This window comes from Anaerolinea thermolimosa (assembly GCF_001050195.2).
Classification (GTDB): Bacteria; Chloroflexota; Anaerolineae; order Anaerolineales; family Anaerolineaceae; genus Anaerolinea; species Anaerolinea thermolimosa.
Window position 1 is genome coordinate 2,114,010 of the sequence record NZ_DF967965.1, and the last position, 20,004, is coordinate 2,134,013.

18 protein-coding genes are annotated in these 20,004 nt (G+C 54.1%); 14 read left to right on the forward strand and 4 right to left on the reverse strand.

The features are described from left to right. Together ATHL_RS09585 and ATHL_RS09590 are read right to left on the reverse strand one after the other, a co-directional pair. A complete protein-coding gene (locus tag ATHL_RS09585; RefSeq protein ID WP_062192749.1) occupies positions 1-666 on the reverse strand; it encodes a potassium channel family protein in 666 nt (221 codons plus the stop codon). A gap of 19 nt (positions 667-685) precedes the next feature. After that, complete coding sequence (locus ATHL_RS09590) at positions 686-2,629, reverse strand: APC family permease (protein WP_062192752.1); 1,944 nt, start codon at positions 2,627-2,629, stop codon at positions 686-688. A 287-nt stretch (positions 2,630-2,916) separates the two neighbouring features. Here ATHL_RS09590 and ATHL_RS09595 point away from each other — a divergent pair, with 287 nt between their 5' ends. The 3 genes from ATHL_RS09595 to ATHL_RS09605 all read left to right on the forward strand — a co-directional run bounded on the left by ATHL_RS09595 (position 2,917) and on the right by ATHL_RS09605 (position 5,546). Beyond that, complete coding sequence (locus tag ATHL_RS09595) at positions 2,917-3,774, forward strand: DegV family protein (RefSeq protein WP_062192755.1); 858 nt, start codon at positions 2,917-2,919, stop codon at positions 3,772-3,774. Positions 3,775-3,856: 82 nt separating this feature from the next. Beyond that, positions 3,857-5,170 (forward strand): DUF1015 domain-containing protein, encoded by a 1,314-nt coding sequence (locus ATHL_RS09600; RefSeq protein WP_062192757.1) that lies wholly within the window; start codon positions 3,857-3,859, stop codon positions 5,168-5,170. Positions 5,171-5,189: 19 nt separating this feature from the next. Then, on the forward strand, positions 5,190-5,546 hold the full coding sequence (locus ATHL_RS09605) for a hypothetical protein (protein WP_062192760.1): 357 nt from the start codon (positions 5,190-5,192) through the stop codon (positions 5,544-5,546). An 84-nt stretch (positions 5,547-5,630) separates the two neighbouring features. Here the strand turns inward: ATHL_RS09605 and ATHL_RS09610 are convergent, their stop codons facing one another. Continuing rightward, positions 5,631-5,852: a hypothetical protein gene (locus ATHL_RS09610; RefSeq protein WP_062192762.1), complete on the reverse strand. Its 222-nt coding sequence runs from the start codon at positions 5,850-5,852 to the stop codon at positions 5,631-5,633. A 129-nt stretch (positions 5,853-5,981) separates the two neighbouring features. Here ATHL_RS09610 and ATHL_RS09615 point away from each other — a divergent pair, with 129 nt between their 5' ends. The 5 genes from ATHL_RS09615 to ATHL_RS09635 all read left to right on the forward strand — a co-directional run bounded on the left by ATHL_RS09615 (position 5,982) and on the right by ATHL_RS09635 (position 12,284). Further along, on the forward strand, positions 5,982-7,022 hold the full coding sequence (locus ATHL_RS09615) for a LacI family DNA-binding transcriptional regulator (RefSeq protein ID WP_062192765.1): 1,041 nt from the start codon (positions 5,982-5,984) through the stop codon (positions 7,020-7,022). Between the two features lie 61 nt (positions 7,023-7,083). Next, the gene (locus ATHL_RS09620; RefSeq protein WP_062192768.1) at positions 7,084-8,520 is read left to right on the forward strand and encodes an L-fucose/L-arabinose isomerase family protein; all 1,437 of its coding nucleotides are present in this window, start codon (positions 7,084-7,086) and stop codon (positions 8,518-8,520) included. A 75-nt stretch (positions 8,521-8,595) separates the two neighbouring features. Continuing rightward, positions 8,596-10,278, forward strand: a complete 1,683-nt coding sequence (locus tag ATHL_RS09625; RefSeq protein WP_062192771.1) for a ribulokinase — start codon at positions 8,596-8,598, stop codon at positions 10,276-10,278. 81 nt (positions 10,279-10,359) lie between these two features. Beyond that, positions 10,360-11,001, forward strand: a complete 642-nt coding sequence (locus ATHL_RS09630) for an L-ribulose-5-phosphate 4-epimerase (RefSeq protein WP_062192773.1) — start codon at positions 10,360-10,362, stop codon at positions 10,999-11,001. Positions 11,002-11,066: 65 nt separating this feature from the next. Next, positions 11,067-12,284, forward strand: coding sequence for a radical SAM protein (locus ATHL_RS09635; protein WP_062192776.1), 1,218 nt, complete (start codon positions 11,067-11,069; stop codon positions 12,282-12,284). Here the strand turns inward: ATHL_RS09635 and ATHL_RS09640 are convergent. Beyond that, positions 12,281-13,699, reverse strand: coding sequence for an aminotransferase class V-fold PLP-dependent enzyme (locus ATHL_RS09640; protein WP_062192779.1), 1,419 nt, complete (start codon positions 13,697-13,699; stop codon positions 12,281-12,283). The two genes, ATHL_RS09635 and ATHL_RS09640, sit on opposite strands and share 4 nt — an antisense overlap. A 91-nt stretch (positions 13,700-13,790) precedes the next feature. Between ATHL_RS09640 and mraZ the strand changes: the two genes are divergently transcribed. From mraZ to mraY, 6 genes are read left to right on the forward strand one after another with little or no spacing between them, the layout of a single operon-like run. After that, the gene (gene mraZ / locus ATHL_RS09645; RefSeq protein WP_084001330.1) at positions 13,791-14,300 is read left to right on the forward strand and encodes a division/cell wall cluster transcriptional repressor MraZ; all 510 of its coding nucleotides are present in this window, start codon (positions 13,791-13,793) and stop codon (positions 14,298-14,300) included. A 5-nt stretch (positions 14,301-14,305) separates the two neighbouring features. After that, positions 14,306-15,274, forward strand: a complete 969-nt coding sequence (gene rsmH, locus ATHL_RS09650; protein ID WP_062192784.1) for a 16S rRNA (cytosine(1402)-N(4))-methyltransferase RsmH — start codon at positions 14,306-14,308, stop codon at positions 15,272-15,274. 30 nt (positions 15,275-15,304) lie between these two features. Then, entirely contained in the window at positions 15,305-15,781 is a 477-nt protein-coding gene (locus ATHL_RS09655) for a hypothetical protein (RefSeq protein WP_062192787.1), read from the forward strand. After that, positions 15,778-17,565 carry a peptidoglycan D,D-transpeptidase FtsI family protein gene (locus tag ATHL_RS09660; protein ID WP_062192790.1) on the forward strand — a complete coding sequence of 596 codons (1,788 nt, stop codon included), beginning with the start codon at positions 15,778-15,780 and terminating at the stop codon, positions 17,563-17,565. The genes ATHL_RS09655 and ATHL_RS09660 overlap by 4 nt, the downstream gene beginning before the upstream one ends. 10 nt (positions 17,566-17,575) lie before the next feature. Then, positions 17,576-19,012 (forward strand): UDP-N-acetylmuramoyl-tripeptide--D-alanyl-D-alanine ligase, encoded by a 1,437-nt coding sequence (locus tag ATHL_RS09665; protein WP_062192793.1) that lies wholly within the window; start codon positions 17,576-17,578, stop codon positions 19,010-19,012. After that, positions 19,009-20,001, forward strand: a complete 993-nt coding sequence (mraY, locus tag ATHL_RS09670) for a phospho-N-acetylmuramoyl-pentapeptide-transferase (protein ID WP_062192795.1) — start codon at positions 19,009-19,011, stop codon at positions 19,999-20,001. Before ATHL_RS09665 ends, mraY begins: the two co-directional genes overlap by 4 nt. Positions 20,002-20,004 lie beyond the last annotated feature (3 nt).

Consider the following 20,004-nt stretch of genomic DNA (forward strand, 5'->3'; position numbering starts at 1 on the left):
TCAGGCCTCCTTCCCATGCATCCCGCGAATGTGGGCACGCAACAATTCCGCCCCCTCAAGCGTTGCGCTCACATGCAGAATATCCCCTGCTTGCAGTACCATTTTCAGGTCAGGAAGCATGGCTCTTCCGGCCCGCGTCACGGCCACCGGGGCACATTCTTCTTCATTTACAATTTCTCCCAGTTTTTTCCCGGCGCAATTTTCAGGGATAGCTACTTCGTAAACCTCTACTTCACCATTCCCTGCCGAGAAGACAGCCCGTATATCTGCATGGTACATCATCTCTTCCATCCGCTGGGCTCCCCAGCTGGCTGCACTGACCATCTGAAGACCATAGGCTTCCAAAATTGGGCGGTAGCGCGGGTCATAGTTACGCACCACCACATTCGGGACATGATACACGGTTAAAGCCACATGTCCAACCACCCCGTTGAGAACATCCGAATTGGTCACCGCCGCCAGCGATTCGGCGTTTTCAATCCCTGCTCGACGGAGAACATCCCGGTTTAAAGCATCCCCTTCATTAAACTTCCCGTGAAAGTCTGACGGCAGGGTGGCAAAGGCTTTTTCATCAATATCCACGACGGAGACTTCATGACCAGCCTGAAACAGCCGGTAAGCCAGCTCAGCTCCAAGTCGACCACATCCAACTACGATAGCTTTCATAGATCCTTTCCTGTTCCCTTCAATCAACCAGATAGGGAACGTTAGTAACCACAATGTCAGGATAATACATCAATTCATGCTGTAACGCTTCTGCAGTTTTGGTGTGCAACAGATTCGTCCAGCGCTTCTTTGAAACAAATTGAGGAACAATAATGGTGATCACCTCGTTGGGTTGCCGCCTCCGATAAATATCTTCAATGTAATCCAAAAGCGGCTCCATAAACCGGCGGTACGACGATTCAATGATGACCAGTCGCACGCCATCGCCCCATTGCTCCCATTTTTTTCGAATGCGTTCGGTTTCTTCTGGATTGATCGAAACATGCACTGCAGTAATATCATCGGTCAGTGTACGTGCGTAACGCAGAGCTGCCAGGCTCCCCCGATGCACCCCGCCAATCGGCAGCAACACCCGGTTACGGGGTACACGCGGCACCGGACTGCCATAATGCTCCAGCGAAAGCTTGGCCGCTACACTCTGATAATGGCTCTGAATCACCGTGAAAAGGATCACCACCAGTGGAATGATGATTAACACCACCCAGGCCCCGTCGGTGAACTTGGTTACCGCAAAAATGATCATTACAAAGAAGGTCATCAGAGCACCCAGGCCATTTAAAACCATCTTCACCTGCCACCCGGGCTGGTAGCGGAGCACTGAACCGCGCTCCTTGAGTTCCTCTTTTTCCTTTAAGTGCCCGATTTTCCACCAGCGCCGCGCCATGCCGGATTGAGAAAGTGTGAAGGAGATAAAAACCCCAATGGCATAAAGCGGAATCAACCGGGTAACACTCGCCTGGAACACGACAATGAGGAGGGAAGCCAGTAAAGCAAGTACAGCAATCCCTCTGGAAAAGACCAGCCGGCTCCCCCGATAAGTCAACTGACGGGGTAACAATCCATCTGCCGCAGTAATAGCACTCAACCGGGGAAAATCAGCAAACGAAGTGTTCGCCGCCATAATGAGAATGATTGTTGTCGCCGAAATGACCATCAGGTAGAGCACGCCGCGTCCATCAAAGACGGTTCGAGCGATCTGAGAAATAACAGTCTCTACTTCAGAAGGCACTGCCTGAATATGTCCCGCCAGGAAAGAGACAGACAGGACCATAGACCCAAGGATGGACGACATCCAGATCAGTGTTATCCCGGCGTTTCGGCTTCGCGGTTCCTTAAAAGCGGGAATTCCATCAGAGATGGCCTCAATACCAGTAAGGGCTGTGGTTCCATTGGAGAAGGCACGCAACAGCAGGAAGAGCGTCAGCGCCTGCGGGGCATAGAGCAGCTCCAAAGCCGGGGGATCAACCACCATTCCCAGGTTCCCGGTAAAGTAGCGCACCAACCCCACAATAATAGTGATGAACATCATCACCACAAAGAAATACGTCGGAATGGCAAACACCACACCCGACTCTCTCACCCCCCGAAGGTTAACCATCATAATAAAGAACACCAGCCCAACCGCCAGAAAAACCCGGTAAGGATAAAACTGCGGGTAAGCTGAAATGATCTGTGCCACACCGGAGGAAATCGATACGGCTACCGTAAGAATATAGTCCGTTAAAATGGCCGCGGCTGCGATCTTTGCCGGCAGAAGACCAAGGTTATCTCGAGAGACAATATAAGCCCCACCACCGTTCGGGTAGGCATGGATGGTCTGCTCATAAGACAGGGTTACAATGGCTAACAGGCCTACAATTACAAGGGAGATCGGGAAAACCAGCCCGTAGGCCGCCGGGCCGATGACAATGAGGATAGCAAGAATTTCCTGCGTGGCATAGGCTGTCGAAGAAAGCGCATCCGAGGCAAAAACCGCCAGCCCGATCAATTTTCCAATCGTTTGATGAGGAGCATCTGCCGTAGCTAATGGCCTGCCAATCAGAAGAGTCCAGAGATTGCGCGGAGGTTCTTCGCGGTTAGGCCGGTGTAAAACGGTAGTGCCATTGTGATCTTCGATATTCATAGATTAATCTCGCATTAATCCTCACCACACAGAAATGGGATTATATATCCCGATCATCGGGGCGTCAAGAAAAATTAAACCCGCCCCCCTTTCATAATTACTTCCTTTATATCACCTCCCCGCCAGAGGTCAATCCTTCTGGCTCCCTCTGATATGAAACTGTAAATTCCTCACTCACCCTGGTAGTTTTATCGTAACTTTTTCAGGAAAAATGGGTTTTAACGCATGGATTTAACCCGGATTATCCACATTTTTCAAATTTCAATCGCCTGGCTCAGGAGGAATGCATGTCCAGAGTTGCCGTTGTGACTGATAGCACGGCCTATCTACCCCGCGAATTAATGGAACGACTTCACATCCACTTTGTCCCCCTTCAACTCATCTGGGGCGATGAAACCTATCGGGATGGCATTGACATTACCCCCGAAGCGTTTTATACCCGTCTGCCCCATTCGAAAACGATGCCGACCACTTCTCAGCCTTCACCGGCGGCTTTCCGGGTGGTATACGAAGACCTTCTCCACAAAGGGAATGACATTCTGAGCATTCATATTTCCTCAAAACTGTCCGGCACTATCGATTCGGCCACTCAGGCACGTCAGGCGTTTCCTGACGCTGCCATTGAAGTGATCGACTCGCTTTCCACCTCCATGGGGATGGGTTTTGCCGTTCTGGAAGCCGCTCGTGCCGCAGAACAGGGCGCTACTCTCGCCGAGTGTAAAACCATTGCTGAAAAAGCTCTTGCCAACAGCCGGGTGTTTTTCCTGGTCAGAACTCTCGAATTCCTGCATCGGGGTGGGCGTATCGGAGGCGCTCAGGCCTTCGTAGGTACAGCCTTAAACCTCAAACCCATCCTCGAATTACGTGATGGACGCATTGAGGCACTCGACCGGGTGCGAACCTGGAATAAAGCACTTGACCGTCTGGTGGAGATTTATGCTGAAGCCGTTGCCGGGCGAAAACCCTTGCGCATTGCCGTGTTACATGCCAATGCCGAAGAAGAGGCGCAGCGCCTGATGGAACGGGTGAAATCCATCTTTAACGTAAACGACATTCGTGAAACCACGATCGTCCCCGTAAGCCCGGTAATTGGTGCGCACACTGGGCCAGGTTGTGTAGGGCTTACCTTTACTGCAGGGATGTAATCTTTTCTTCTGGCAAGTGATGACCCTTTCGGGCTGGTCAATCCGGCCCGATAATGTTTTAATCAACAAGAACAGGAGGTTTATGCGCACCTATTCGGATATTGCACTTCAGGTGGACGAGATTCTCATCCCCCGGAAAGATATTGACCTGAAAAAATGGGCGGTCATCGCTTGTGACCAGTTTACCTCTCAGCCAGATTACTGGGATCAGGTACGAGCCTTTGTTGGAAACGCTCCCTCCACTTTCCATCTCATTCTGCCAGAGGTTTACCTGGGGAGTCCGGATGAGCCAGAAAGGGTGGCCGCCATTCAGGCTACCATGCGGGCCTATCTCGACCAAAACCTTCTCGTTCCGCATGAGGGAATGATCCTGGTGGAGCGCGTCGTAGACGGAAAAACTCGCCATGGCGTCATGGTAGCGCTGGATTTGGAGCAATACGACTTTCATAAAGGCGCTCAGACCTTGATTCGCGCCACCGAAGGCACCATCATCGAACGTCTCCCCCCGCGGATCCGCATTCGCGAAGGAGCCTCCTTGGAATTGCCCCACATTCTGGTCTTGATCGATGATCCAGCCCGTACTGTGATCGAACCTCTCGTGGCCCGTAAAGACCGTCTTCCTTTACTTTATGAGACGGAACTTATGCTCGGAAGTGGCACCGTGCGTGGTTTTTCATTGACCTCGCCAGAAGTTGAAACAGAAATTGTGACCGCTCTGCGGAAACTGGCAGATCCTCAGGCTTTCAACGCTCGATACGGACTGAAATCCAATCTGCCTGTCCTCCTTTTTGCTGTTGGCGATGGCAACCATTCCCTTGCCACTGCCAGGGCCATCTGGGAGAAAATAAAAGACAAGGTCGGCATGCACCACCCGGCCCGATATGCGCTGGTCGAAATTGAGAATATCCACGATCCCGGCCTGGCATTTGAACCCATCCACCGGGTTCTCTTTGGCGTTCGGGATTCGATTTTCTCAGCCATGGAACGTTTCTTCGGAGAACCTATTGCCACACAGCCCATGGCAACCCCCAGCGATATGATCGCTGCTGTGAAAACCGGCTCGCCTGAAAAGCAACGAATAGGCCTGGTAAGCGCCAGTGGGATAAGCGTTCTCGATCTACCTCCGTTGACCAATCTGCCTGTCGGAAGTCTGCAGACTTTTCTGGATACCTTTCTCAGAGATGGTGGTGCTGAACGTATCGATTATGTACACGGAGACGAGGTGGTCTTCGACCTCGGAAGACAACCCGGAAATCTGGGGTTTTATCTCCCGGCCATGGCGAAAACTGATTTATTCAAAACCGTGATCCTCGATGGGGCACTTCCAAGAAAAACTTTCTCGATGGGCGAAGCCCACGAAAAGCGCTTTTACCTGGAAGCCCGGCGGATTGGGTAACCTCTCTGGAGAAAAGAATATGCGCCATTTCAATCCCCTCTCCATACCTGATGACGCCCTGCCGCCTGCCGGGGTACGAATTACCCAATTACAGGTAGAACCTCTTGCCGATGGACGGCGTGTCAGGGTACTGGTCTCGGTTACTCCTTTTCAAAAGCGCCCCAACCTGGATGCCGTCATCATCGATGCCCTGGGAAATGAGGTCTCCAGCACATGCATCGTTGAGAGCGTGGATTTTGACATGGCTTTTACCATGCACCTTCGAACCTCCGAAGTAGGGGGCGCCTACACTCTGGTTGCCAGCCTTTCTTACCCTGAGGAAGGAGAGATCCATCAGTCTCGTCAGGAATTTCAGATCGCCCCGCCCGACCTGTAAACCGCCCTACCCGGAGAACAAAACTCCGGGTAGAGTTCTGAGTGAGTCTATGGGAGAGAAAACAAGTTCACTCAAGGTTCAGTCTCAAAACAGACTGCGAAGGACGAGTAAAAACCCGAAGATGATTAACGGGATACCCACAATCAGGCCAACGATGGTCAGGCTTACAATAACCCCCGCAATCATCAAAACCAGGCCTACAATGGCCCCCACAATTCGGCCTGTAAACAGGATGATCCCTGCCACCAGCTTCCAGATCAACCAGAACGGCCATAAATACCAGGGAACTTGCTTTGAATCAGCCATGACTTACCTCCATGCTTTGTATACGATGAACCCCGGAAAAAGTTTCATTGACGCGTCATATTTTTTGTGCTATGCTATTCATAGCTTTCGTGAACGATAACGGATATTTCACCAACCAGAGCCTGCTCGATGAAACCCAAAAAGAGTGTGACGATCAAGGATGTGGCCCGGGTGGCCGGCGTTTCAGCTCAGACCGTCTCCCGCGTCCTCAATGACCGGCCAGACGTTTCAGATGAGACACGCCAGCGCATTCGCGGCATTATCCACGAACTGGGTTATGCACCTAACATCATCGCCCGCAGTCTTATTCAGGGACGGAGCAACACCATAGGGGTTGTTGGGTACGGCCTCGGATATTACGGCCCCTCTCGCACCCTTACCGGCATTGAACGGCAGGCGAATCAGCTCGGTTACTCGCTTTTGCTCAGTTTACTGCGCGACCCCGATACCTCCACCGGCGAATCTCTTCTGCCAAACCTGCTCATGCGTAAAGTAGATGGCATCATCTGGGCAGTGCCCGAAATTGGGGAACACCGCGCAGCCCTGCTGGAAACAGTTCGAAATATCCCCGTTCCCATTGTTTTCATTAATATGGAGCCCCGACCCGATTTGAACGTTGTCGCCATCGACAACTTCAACGCTGCCCGTAAAGCGGTGTTTCACCTGCTGGAACAGGGTTACCGAAAAATCGGCGTCATCACCGGTCCACCGACGTGGTGGGAATCCCGGCAGAGAGAGGCCGGATGGCGAAGTGCCATGCAAGAAGCCGGTTTCCTCTCCGCTCACGAGCTGGAGCAGCTGTGTGTGGCCGGTGACTGGTACCCTGAAAGCGGGAGCCGTGGTCTGGAAGAACTTCTCACCCGCAACCCTTCCCTCGAAGCCGTGTTTGCATTCAACGACCCCATGGCGCTTGGGGTGCTCAAAACCGCTCAACGCCTCGGCAGGCGCGTCCCTGATGACCTGGCCGTGGTCGGTTTCGATGACACCCCCGAAGCCGACTACTTCTCTCCGCCCCTCACCACCCTGCGCCAGCCCCTGATCGAGCTGGGGGGGCAGGCTGTCCAGCTTCTTCACCGCCTGCTCACCACTCCAGAATCACCATCCACGCCTGAACAAATCTGGCTACAATCCGAATTGGTGGTACGTTCCAGCTCCATTTCGTCTCGCTAACCCTTATCCCATCGGGCTGAGGGATTTTCAATCCATTTATTTTTCAGAAGGAGTGTTGACCATGAAACCTGTAACCCTTGGTGTAATCCTTGGAAACCGCGGCTTCTTTCCCGATCACCTCTGTGTCACCGGCCGCAAGACCATTCTTAAGGTGCTCGAAGCGGAAGGGTTCCGCACCGTCATCCTCGATGAAAATGCCACCAAAGCTGCCGGTTCTATCGTCACTATCCAGGATGCCCAACAGTGCGCAGATTTGTTCAAACAGCATCGTGATGAGATTGATGGCGTGCTGATCACCCTTCCCAACTTCGGTGAGGAGCGCGCCATTGCCAACGCCCTGCGCTGGTCTGGTCTGGACGTACCCGTGCTGGTTCATGCATTCCCCGACGATATCACCCGCATGACAATCGCTGACCGCCGGGATTCATTCTGCGGGAAGATGTCTACCTGTAACAATTTGACCCAATACGGTATCAAATTCAGCCTCACCACTCTGCACACCGTCGATCCCGAAAGCGAAAGCTTCCGCAACGATCTGCGCCGTTTCGCCGCTGTTTGCCGGGTCGTTCGCGGCCTGCGAGGTGCACGCCTGGGAGCCATCGGCGCACGGCCAGCCGCCTTCAACACCGTGCGCTACAGTGAAAAACTGTTGGAACGCGCCGGGATCAGTGTAGACACCCTGGATTTGTCCGAAGTGTTTGGCCGCGCTTCTCGCATTAAATCGGATTCTCCAAAACTGAAAGCCAAACTGGAAGCCATGCAGGCATACGTGCCCGCCGGTAACACCCCTTCAGAAGCACTGGTACGCATGGCCAAACTGGGTGTGGTCATTGATGACTGGATGGCTGAAAATCAACTCGTCGCCTCTGCCCTCCAATGCTGGACGGCCATGGAAGAATTTTACGGTGTAGTGCCCTGCACCCTGATGTCGATGATGAGCAATAACCTGGTGCCCTCAGCCTGTGAGACAGACATCGCCGGCGTGGTGGGCATGCTTGCCCTGGCACTTGCCTCCGGGAAACCCTCCGCCATTGTGGACTGGAACAACAATTACGGGGATGATCCTGACAAAGGTGTTATTTTCCACTGCTCCAATTTGCCCAAAGATCTCTTCCTTGAATCGAGCGTATCGGTTGAAGATGCCCCTCGTATGGATTATCAGGCCATTATTGCCGGTACAGTGGGTAAAGAGAGCACCTTCGGCACCATCGTTGGAAGACTTAAAGCCGTGCCTTTCACCTATTGCCGGGTCTCTACGGACGACTACAACGGGCGCATTCTCGCCTACCTCGGCGAAGGCCACCTTACCGATGACACTCTGAAAACTTTCGGCGGTTACGGCGTAGTTCAAATTCCGAACTTCCAGAAACTTCTGGCATACATCTGCGAAAACGGGTTCGAGCACCATGTGGCGGTAAACCCGGCACTTGTTGCTGACGCCGTTAATGAAGCCTTCACCAAGTATCTTGGATGGAGTGTTTATCATCATAAAGGGTAAGCCGGTCTCCGGGTAATCTATTGGGAGGATGATCTTTTCATCCTCCCAATTCGAAATTATGAGGTAACAGGTGTCATGCCAGGGAGAAAATTCACCATAGGTATTGACTTCGGCACAGAATTGGGACGCGCCGTTCTAGTGGATGTTTCAGATGGAACCGAGATTGCCACAGCGGTGCACCCTTATGCCAACGGGGTCATCGATGAACAACTCCCTGGCATGAATTTTCGGCTCGAACCTGACTGGGCACTTCAAGATCCCGGGGATTATATCCAGACCCTGAAACAAACCATCCCCGCCCTTCTTAAAGAAAGCGGTGTCAAACCTGAAGATGTCATCGGGATAGGGATTGACTTTACCGCCTGTACCATGCTCCCCACGCTTAAAGATGGTACGCCGCTTTGCTTCTTACCGGCCTTCCGCAATCGACCTCACGCCTGGGTGAAACTCTGGAAACACCATGCGGCTCAACCTGAAGCCAATATCCTCACTCAAATCGCCCGGGATCAAGGATATTCCTTTCTCGACCGTTACGGCGGTAAGATCAGCTCCGAGTGGTTTTTCCCAAAAGCCTGGCAAATCCTTAACGAAGATCCGGAAGTGTATGTTGCCGCCGAACGGCTCATCGAGGCAGCTGACTGGATCGTCTGGCAACTGACAGGCGTAGAAAAACGCAACTCCTGCGCCGCGGGTTATAAAGCCCTCTGGTCAAAGCGCCAGGGTTTCCCTCCTGATGAATTTTTTAAAGCACTTGACCCACGGCTGGAACCTGTTTTGGAGCAGAAAATGAGCCGCGAAGTGGCCCCTCTGGGTCAATGTGCCGGTTTCCTTACCCCGCAGGCTGCTTCCTGGACCGGCCTCAAACCTGGAACGGCCGTCGCGGTTGGCAATGTGGATGCCCACGTCTCTGTACCGGCGTCAACGGTGATCGAACCCGGAAGAATGGTGATGATCATGGGAACTTCCATTTGCCACATGGTGCTGAGTAAAAAAGAAAAGGCCATTCCGGGCATTTGTGGTTATGTGGAAGACGGTATCATCCCCGGGTTTATCGGGTATGAAGCGGGCCAGTCCTGTGTGGGCGATCTTTTCGCATGGTTTGTGAAACATTGCGTTCCCGAAGCGTACCACCAGGAAGCCCGCAATCGCGGTATCGATATTCACGCTCTGCTTGAAGAAAAAGCAGCCCGCCAGAAACCCGGTGAGAGCGGCCTGCTTGCCCTTGACTGGTGGAACGGCAACCGTTCCGTATTGGTCGATGTAGACCTCACCGGTTTCATTCTCGGTATGACGCTCCACACCCGGCCAGAGGAAATCTATCGCGCTTTGATTGAAGCAACCGCTTACGGCACCCGCCTGATTATCGAGACATTCGTTCAACACGGAGTAACAGTCCATGAACTGATCGCCACAGGTGGCCTGCCCGACCGCAATCCCCTCCTGATGCAAATTTATTCCGATATCACCGGCAAGGAAATCCGAATAGCAGCCGCCAAACAGACCCCGGCCCTTGGCTCAGCGATGTTTGGGGCGGTTGCCGCCGGTAAAGCGGTCGGAGGGTATGACTCAATCTACGAGGCCAGCCAGAGAATGGCTCACCTGCGCGATGAGGTGTACCGTCCAATTCCAGAAAATACTACCCTCTACAATCGTCTTTACAAAGAGTACCTTACCCTGCATGATTATTTCGGTAGAGGCGCCAATGAGGTCATGAAACGATTGAAAGCCCTCAAAATGGAAGTACGCGCTCAAGAATAAACCCTTGATTCATATCCTTCTGCCGTGTCCCCTCCAGACCGCAGGCGCTGCAGAAGCATCTTTTACCCGGGAGTTTAAACCATGCTCGAATCCATTCGAAACGAATTACTCAAGCTTCATCTCATTCTCCCTGCCAGTCATCTGGTCACCTGGACAAGCGGCAATGTCAGCATCCGCGATCGAGAGACCGGCCTGGTGGTGATCAAACCTTCGGGCATCATGTATGAAGATCTGCGACCTGAGCACTTCATCGTCCTCGATGTAAATGGTAAGGTCATCGAAGGTGATCTCAAACCTTCTTCCGACACCGCCAGCCACCTCTACATCTACCGCCACCGGCCCGATGTCTTCGGCGTTGTTCACACCCATTCTCCCTATGCCACGGCTTTTGCCGCCATTGGGGAGCCGATCCCTGTCTACCTGACTGCCCAGGCCGACGAGTTTGGCGGACCCATCCCTTGTGCGGGCTTCGGGTTGATTGGCGGTGAAGACATTGGAAAGCTCGTGGTAGAAAATATCGGCCAGTCGGTAGCCTGCCTGCTCAAAAACCATGGCGTATTCACCATCGGTTCGAGTGGAAAAGCTGCCGTCAAGGCTGCAGTCATGGTGGAAGATGTGGCTCGAACCATCTGGCTGGCCAGGCAACTTGGACAACCGGCTGAGATTCCCCCAGAAATGGTGGAAAAACTTCATTATCGGTACACCCACGAATACGGCCAATAAACAGATGAAGCAGGGCCTGGTGTTGAACTCTCCGCCAGGCCCTCTTTCCTCAGGATGGTTTTGGCATGGTCATTCTCTCTTCCTGGCGTGGGCAAACCCTCACTCTGTCCACCAAGCCCAATTGTCTTACCCTTTCCCTTCAGAGAGCGGGTACTTCAACAGTTTTCTCGTTCGACGGAGAGGGTCGTCTCTGGACGGCGATGCTTGCAGGCATCTCTTACCGCCGCGGGCTGAATGGAAAAATCGTTGCTAAATGGCAAACAGGGCACGATCAGCGTGAACGCCGTTGGCTATCACCATCCGAAACTGAATCCGTCCAGGAAAACGCCCGGAAGACTGCATCAGAGTTACTGGCCGATCTGAAAAGCGGAGCGCTCTGCCTTCATCCCGGGCTCGATTCCCCCGGCTGGAGCATTCTTGAAAAGGCCACCGATTTCGATTCATCTCGATATGCTGCCGACGTACAGCGATACCATCAGGTGTACCAGCCAGTGGGTATTCTTCCCCCGGACCAGTATATGGCCGTCGTGCTGCAGGTCGCTGAGGGTTGTTCATTCAACACCTGCACGTTTTGTACGTTTTATAAAGATCGCCGTTTCCGCATCAAATCACCGGATGAATTTCGCGCCCACATCCAGGCGGTGAAAGATTTCCTCGGCCGGGGACTTTCTCTCCGACGAACTCTCTTTCTGGGAGATGCCAACGCTCTGGTCATTCCCACCCCACGCCTTTTTCCCCTGCTCGAGATTGTGCACCAACATTTCGATGTTGAGCTGCTGGGCGGTCTATACGCCTTTCTCGATGGATTTTCAGGCGATAAAAAGTCAGCCAGAGAGTACGCAGCTTTATCACAATTTGGGCTGAAACGCGTCTATATCGGTCTCGAATCCGGACACGATCCCCTGTTACAGTTTTTAAGGAAACCCGGTAAAGCCGCTGATGCGATTCAAGCCGTCCACGCGATGAAAGAAGCCGGCGTTTCTGTGGGTGTGATTGTCCTGCTGGGCGCAGGCGGGCATCGTTTTTCCGCTGATCATGTCTCAGATACTATTGCTGTGCTCAATCGAATGAACTTAGACGCAGACGACCTGCTCTATTTCTCAGAACTGATTGAAAGCGAAGGGCTGGAGTATACCCGCGATGCTCACGCCGCCGCTCTCCAACCCCTTTCGCCAGAAGAACGGCTGACTCAAGGGCAACAAATCGAACAGGGGCTTCAGTTCGACCCTGTGCGTGGTGTGCCTCATATCAGCCGTTATGATATTCGCGAATTCGTGTATTAACCCGCGCTGTGCTTCTCACCCATGTGTTTAAAAGTGAAATAATCTTCGTAATTGCCCTTCCACCCTTCGGGGAAGAACTCACCGGTTGCCGGGTCCTGGATATACCGCCCGCGGTATTCTCCCCGGCGGATACGATGGAGAGATTCCACCAGCCAGTCCACATCCTCACGGGTGTTCATCAATCCGAAAGAAGCTCGCACCATGCCAGGCATGGACTCGCGCCTGCCTGAGAGAATTTCTTCACGCACCCTGCGTGCCTGCATCTCGTCTACCCTTAAGAGATGAAGCAAATAAGGATGCGCACAGAAACATCCGGCTCGAACCCCGATGCCAAATTCATACCCAAGAATGGCGGCCACCAGAAAATGAGAAACGCCCTCAACCTGCATAGGGATCACCCCTACCCGTTCCGAGGCGCGAGTGGGATCGGTATCGCCAAACAGACGTAACCCGGGTACCCTGCCTAATTGCTCCAATGCATACGCGGTCAGTTCAGCCTCATGGGCCGCCACAGCCTCCATGCCAATTTCCTCCAGTTGAGTGATCGCCGCCGCCAAAGCCACAGCTCCCACCGTGTTAGGGCTACCTGCTTCGTCTCTCTCCGGGGCGCCCGTCCACGCCACCTCATCCACCGTAACAAATTCCACCTGACCCCCACCCCGATGATCTGGCTCACCCTGCTCGAAAAGATCTCTTCTGCCGATCAGCGCTCCCGTGCCAAAAGGAGCATACATTTTGTGCGCTGAGAGCACCACATAGTCCAGATGTTGAGCATCCTGAAGATCACCCATCCGAACCCGTCGGTGGGGTGCCAGCTGGGCACAATCCACCATGATCTGCGCTCCCACGGCGTGGGCTTTCTCAGCCAGGCGGTGCACCGGATTGATGTAGCCGGTGACATTGCTCGCTCCGCTGATTGCCACAAGCGCCAGACGGTCTCCATAATGATCGAGAAGCCTGTCAAATTGCGCCTCATCCAGGCGTCCATCGGGCAACAAGCCACAATGAATCACTCTGGCAACCCCTCTCCAGGGCAGGTCATTGGAATGATGTTCCATCAGGCTGACCAGAACCACATCGCGTTCTGGCTGGAACGGAAACCGAAGCGCCAGGCGATTGATCATCTCGGTGGTGTTTTTCCCAAAGATACAGGTGTGAGTAGATGCATGCGCGCCCACAAAATCCATCACCGTATGCCGCGCGGATTCAAAAGCATGGGTTGAAAGTTGACTCTTGAACCCTGTTCCTCGATGAACGCTCGCATAATACTGCAAAAAACGAGAAACCACCGCCTCCACCGCCTTCAAAGCCGGGGTGGAAGCGGCATTATCGAGATTGGTATACACCCGTTCACTCCCATCTAAAAGTGGGACACGCGTATCAGAACCAACGAAAAGATCCCGATAGTTAATCATTGAATAGCTCCTTGTTCCTTGCAAATTCGTTAAAAGTGTCAAAAATGCTTGCATCTGCTTTATTTTTCGTATATACTGTGGGCATAAGTGGATGGAAGTGGGAGATTGTGGTACGAGCGCCGGGGTTGCCCGGCGTTCGCCCTATCCACGAAAGGTAGAACGGATGTTCCTTGGGCGTTTTGAGCACACTCTGGATGAGAAAGGGCGTCTGACTGTTCCCTCCCGTTACCGGGAATTTTTGAGGGAAGGTTTTTACCTCACCCAGGGTTTCGATCGCAACCTCATGGTGCTCACCCCGGCGCTGTTTGAGCACGTTTACTCCTACATCAATAAAATGAGTCTGACCGATCCTGATGCCCGTTCGCTTAAACGCCTGATCCTCTCCAGCGCTGAACGCTTTGAACTGGATAAACAGGGGCGAATACTGATCCCGCAATATCAACGGGAATATGCCCAACTCACCGTTCAAATCGTGGTAGTCGGCAACGGCGATTACTTCGAAATCTGGTCTCGTGACGAATGGCAGAAGCAAAAAGAGGTGCTCCAGAATCCCGAAATCAATGAGCATCGCTTTGCGGCCTTCAGCCTGCCCATTGGTTAATCTCGATGGATAAGCCTCAAAGTGGAACCAACCCACCCCATCGATCAGTACTTTACCAGGAAATTATACTCGCTTTGAATCCGCACCCTGCGGGGCATTACGTCGATGCCACCCTGGGGGCAGGGGGGCATGCAGAGGGCATCCTCGAGGCCTCCAACCCGGATGGTAAACTGCTGGGTTTTGACCTTGACCCCCACGCTCTGGAAATCGCCCGGAATCGCCTCGCCCGCTTTGGCGGGCGGGTTTTTCTCAGGCAAAGCTCCTATCTTCACCTGAAAGAAGAGCTGGACAGGCTGGGCTGGCCCTCTGTGGATGGCATCGTCTTCGACCTCGGAGTCTCATCCATGCAACTGGACACCCCCCAACGAGGTTTCTCCTTTCAGGCTGAAGGCCCACTGGACATGCGCTTTGGGCCAGAGGGGAGCATTACAGCGGCATTACTGGTGAATGAGCTACCCGAGCGAGAGCTTGCAGCGTTGATCTGGAAGTACGGTGAAGAGCACCTCGCCAGACGCATTGCACACGCCATTGTTCAGGCACGTCCTCTTCGTACAACGCAGGAACTGGCTGAAGTGATCGTTCGTGCCTGCAAAGGACAGAGAAGCCATATTCATCCTGCCACCCGCACCTTTCAAGCCTTACGTATTGCCGTCAACGAAGAGCTCCAAACCCTCGAAGCCGCCCTGCCTCAGGCAGTGAGTGTGCTGGCCCCGGGTGGTAGACTGGCCGTGATCAGCTTTCATTCCCTGGAGGATCGTCTGGTCAAGCAGTTCTTCCGACGGGAAAGCCGGGATTGCATTTGCCCACCCGATCAACCGGTTTGCACCTGCGAGCATCAAGCGAGTATCCGTGAAATTACCCGTCACCCCATCGAACCGGGGGAGGAAGAAATCGCGCAAAACCCACGGGCACGCAGCGCAAAATTACGGGTAGCCGAAAAATTACCGACTGGCATGAGTGTTGCACAGGATTGAAAAGAAAACTGCTTTCTTGAAGGAGATATCGTGACTATCAGGAACCCCATTCATCAGGCCTACCGGCAAGCCCCCTGGAGACGAGCCACCCAGGTAGGCGTGCTTTTCCTGATACTGGCGCTCCTCACCGCCTCCATCCTGTGGGTCATGCTTACCGTGACCGTCCAGGCAGCCTCAGCCGGCCTTGAGATCCAGAGCCTTGAGAATGAAAAAGAAAAACTGGTGCGAGAAATCGCCAGTCTCCGGACCAACATTGCCATCCAGACATCTGCCGAAGCCATGCTGGAACGTGCACGTAACCTGGGATTCAGGCAGGCCAACCCGGACGAAATCACTTATGTGGTGATCCCGGGGTACACCGGGAAACAACCCCAGATCATCGCTCCACCCCCCAGCCCACCTTCTCAGCGGGTTCTGATCAAACCCAGCTACACCCAATCTCTCTCCGAATGGCTCTTCCAGGGAATCATCCGTATGAGTGAGCAAACCGGAGGATTTACCCAATGAGGCAGGCTTCCTTCTTTCGATTCTGGTTCGTTGGAGGCCTGCTGAGCGCGGTAGGCCTGTTCATTTTCTTCTGGATGATCCGCATCAACCTCAGTCCGCAGGCTGAGGTCTTCCGAAAAATCGGATCAACCTACGAAACCTACCGGAAAACCATCTACCCGGAGCGTGGAAACATCTACGATCGCTGGGGCCACCTGCTGGCCGGTAACGTAGAAACGTATGAGATCGGGGTTGACCTGCGCTTCGTCAGCGATCCCCAGACCATTGCAGCTACCCTTGCCCAGGTGGTGGGTCTGGATTACAACACCGTTTACGACAGCGTGAGCGAACCCTGGGATTCCGACCTTCCACGGTATGTCAAACTGGCCGATTTTATCGACCCTGAAAAGATTGACCAGCTGGACAGCATCGAGAAACAGCTTAATCGCCAGCGAGAAGAGGCTTCCTCTCGCCGGCGCAACACGGTCATGCCCAATCTCGACGGTTTGATCTGGACACCCATGCTCAAACGCAGCTATCCCGAGCATACGCTTGGGTCAAACGTCATTGGTTTTTATGCTTATCGCGAGCGTGAAACGGCCCGCGGCTACTTTGGGGTAGAAGAAAAGTACAATCAACTGCTGGCCGGCACCCCGGTTGAGGTAGAGGTAGCCCTGGATCCATATAAGATGAACGAGATTCCTTCTGTTCCCCCCGGTGCCAGCCTGATGCTCACCCTCGACCGCGATATCCAGGCCATGAGCGAACGGATTCTGGATAAACACATCGAATCGAGTGGGGCCAAATCAGGAGTGGTTGTGGTGATGGATCCGGAAACGGGTGAAATTCTTGCCATGGCCGTCACGCCACGCCTTGACCCCAACGAATACTGGAAATATTCTGAGGTCTTCCCGGGGATCACCGCCTATAACCGCGCCATCGGCACCACTTACGAACCTGGTTCTGTTTTCAAGGTACTCACCATGGCGGCAGCCCTGGATGCCGGTGTAGTGCAACCATCCACACCGTTTCTGGATACCGGGGTCATCATGGTAGGGGGTGTACCTATCCGCAACTGGGACCGAGGAGCATGGGGTCCTCAGGATATGATCGGCTGTATGCAGCACTCCCTCAACGTCTGCCTGGCATGGGTGGCCACCCAGCTCGGACCGAGTAAATTCTACAATTACCTGAACAATTTCGGGATCGGCCATCTCACCGGTGTCGACCTGGGCGGTGAAGCCTCGCAACCCTTCCTCGTACCTGGAGATAATGGCTGGTACGAGGTTAACCTGGGCACCAATTCCTTCGGGCAGGGAATTGCTGCCACCCCCATTCAGATGATCACGGCCATTTCAGCTGTTGCCAACCACGGAAAGATGATGGCTCCACATGTGTTGAAAGCTGTGATCGAAAACGGTGAACAATACAGTAACCCACCCCAGATCATCGGCAAGCCCATTTCAGCCGAAACCGCTGAAACTCTCACCAACATGCTGGCTACCTCTCTGGAGGAAGAATCTTCGGCAGCCCTGGTGGATGGGTACCGCGTGGCCGGTAAAACGGGTACTGCCGAAATTCCCGGCCCCGGCGGCTACCTTGACAGCGCTACCAACGCCTCATTCGTGGGCTGGGGGCCGGTTGACGACCCGCGCTTTATCGTGTATGTTTGGCTCGAACAGCCCCAAACCTCCCCCTGGGGATCGGTGGTTGCCGCACCTCTTTTTAAGGAAATTGTGGAGAACCTGGTTATCTTAATGGACCTCCCCCCCGATTCGGTGCGTCAGGGGATGGCAGGCCAGTAATGGAGAAGGAATGCTGACACTGACCGATATTCTGGAAGCCCTTACCGGCCAACGGGTGCACCTGGCTGACCTGGTCATCAGCGAGGCCGTGGTGGATTCACGCCAGGTCATTCCGGGAGCTCTGTTTGTGGCCCTCCCCGGTGAACGCACTGACGGACATCTCTTCGTGGGCGAGGCTTTCCAGAATGGGGCAGTGCTGGCGCTGGTTCAACGCGAAATGCCCTCCCAGTTTGTCACCCTTGATCTGAGTGTCGGTACCCTCTCACCCGAAACCACCCTGCCAGACGCTCTCCGCCTGGGTCAACCTCTCTGTTTGCGGGTAAAAGATACCCTGGCCGCCCTTCAGCAGATCGCGCGTTTCTGGCGTTCCAGGCATCAGGTTCGTGTCATCGGTGTAACCGGTAGTGTTGGAAAATCCACCACCAAGGAACTCATTGCCGAGGTACTCAGCCAGCGTTACCGAACCCTGAAAAATACCGGTAATCTCAATAATGAAATTGGGCTTCCTCTCACCCTCACCCGGCTGGGATCAGGATATCAACGGGTGGTGCTGGAAATGGGATTTTACGTTCCCGGGGAGATCGCACATCTGTGTGAAATCGCCCGGCCTCAGGTTGGGGTCGTTACCCTGGTGGGAACCGTCCACGCCGAACGGGCTGGTTCGCAGGAAGCCATCGCCCGCGGAAAGGCCGAACTTGTGCAGGCGCTCCCCCCTGCGCCTGAAGGTACAGCCATCCTCAACTTTGACGACCCCTGGGTTCGCGCGATGGCCGATCAAACTCGCGCACGGGTGCTCTTTTACGGGCTCGATCCTGCGGCCGATCTATGGGCCGACCGGGTCGAAAGCCTCGGCCTGGAAGGAATTCATTTCCGAATGCATTACCAGGGTGAAAGCCTGCACGTACGCGTTCCCCTGATCGGTTTTCATTCCGTGCAAACCGTGCTACGCGCCACGGCGGTTGGGCTGGTAGAAGGTCTCTCGTGGGGCGAGATTATCCGCGGCTTAACCATGAGCCAGACTCAACTTCGTCTGGTAGCGGTGCGTACCGCCAGCGGTGCGCTCATCCTCGATGACACGTACAATGCCTCCCCTGAATCCACGCTTTCTTCATTGAACTTACTCAGGGAAATCCCCGGCAGGCACATCGCCGTGCTGGGTGACATGCTTGAACTTGGGCCCTACGAACGTGAAGGCCACGAGAAAGTAGGTGTGCTGGCAGCTGAAGTAGCCGACGAATTGATCGCCGTGGGAGAATTGAGCAAAATGATCGCCCGGGCTGCACGCCAGGCAGGCATGCCCCCCGAACGTATTCACTGGGTGCCCGAAACCATGCAGGCCGCCAAATTGCTCACCACCATGCTCCGGGAAGGGGACGTAGCCCTCATTAAAGGTTCGCATGGCCTACGCATGGATCGCCTGGTGGCCGCCCTGGAGGTAATGGAATGAACGACTCAACCCTCGCCATCGCCCTTTCCATGCTCAGCTTCATGCTCTCTGTGATCTGGGGAGGACCGCTCGTGCGCGTGCTACGCCATTTCCGCATCGGTAAAATCGTCCGTGTCGAGGGGCCGGAAAGCCACATCACAAAAATGGGCACACCCACCATGGGCGGGGTAATGTTCATTCTACCCATCGTTTTACTGACCGGGTTGCTGAACGCTGCTTCTCTGATCGGACTCAATGTGCTGGGGCGTTCGGTGCTTGTCCCCTTATTGGTTATGCTTTCCTACGCCCTTCTGGGGGCCATTGATGACTGGGAAGGCATTCGCGGCCCACGGCGTGGCCTGGGAATGCGCGCCCGCACGAAATTTCTTTTCCAGGTTCTCCTGGCTGTCGGCGTGGCCTTTGCTCTGAAGTATATCCTCGACGTCCCAGAACTTTACTGGCCTCCCGTCGAAGGTTCCATTGAGCTTGGGCCGCTCTATCTTCCTATCGCCGTCTTCATCATCGTCGGGCTTTCCAACGCCGTGAATTTCACGGATGGGCTGGATGGCCTGGCAGGTCTCATCTCTGCCACGGCTTTCGCTGCATATGGCGCCATTGCCCTCATGCAAGGGCAGGTCTTCCTGGCACGATTTTGTTTCACGGTGGTAGGCGCCCTGTTTGGCTTCCTCTGGTTTAATGTCCACCCGGCCCAGCTGATCATGGGAGATGCCGGTTCATTGCCCCTCGGCGCTACCCTGGCTGTGGTCGCCCTGATGACCGGCCAGTGGTTGCTCTTGCCGCTCATCGCCATCATTCCCATCAGCGAAGCGGTCAGCGTGGTGATACAAATTCTGTATTTTCGTATCACGAAAGGAAAACGTTTCTTCAAAATGGCACCACTCCACCATCATTTCGAGCTTCTCGGTTGGAGTGAAACCCAGGTAGTGCAACGCTTCTGGCTGGTCGGCCTGCTTTTCGCCTTACTTGGAATTGCCTTCGCGCTGGTATAAAAC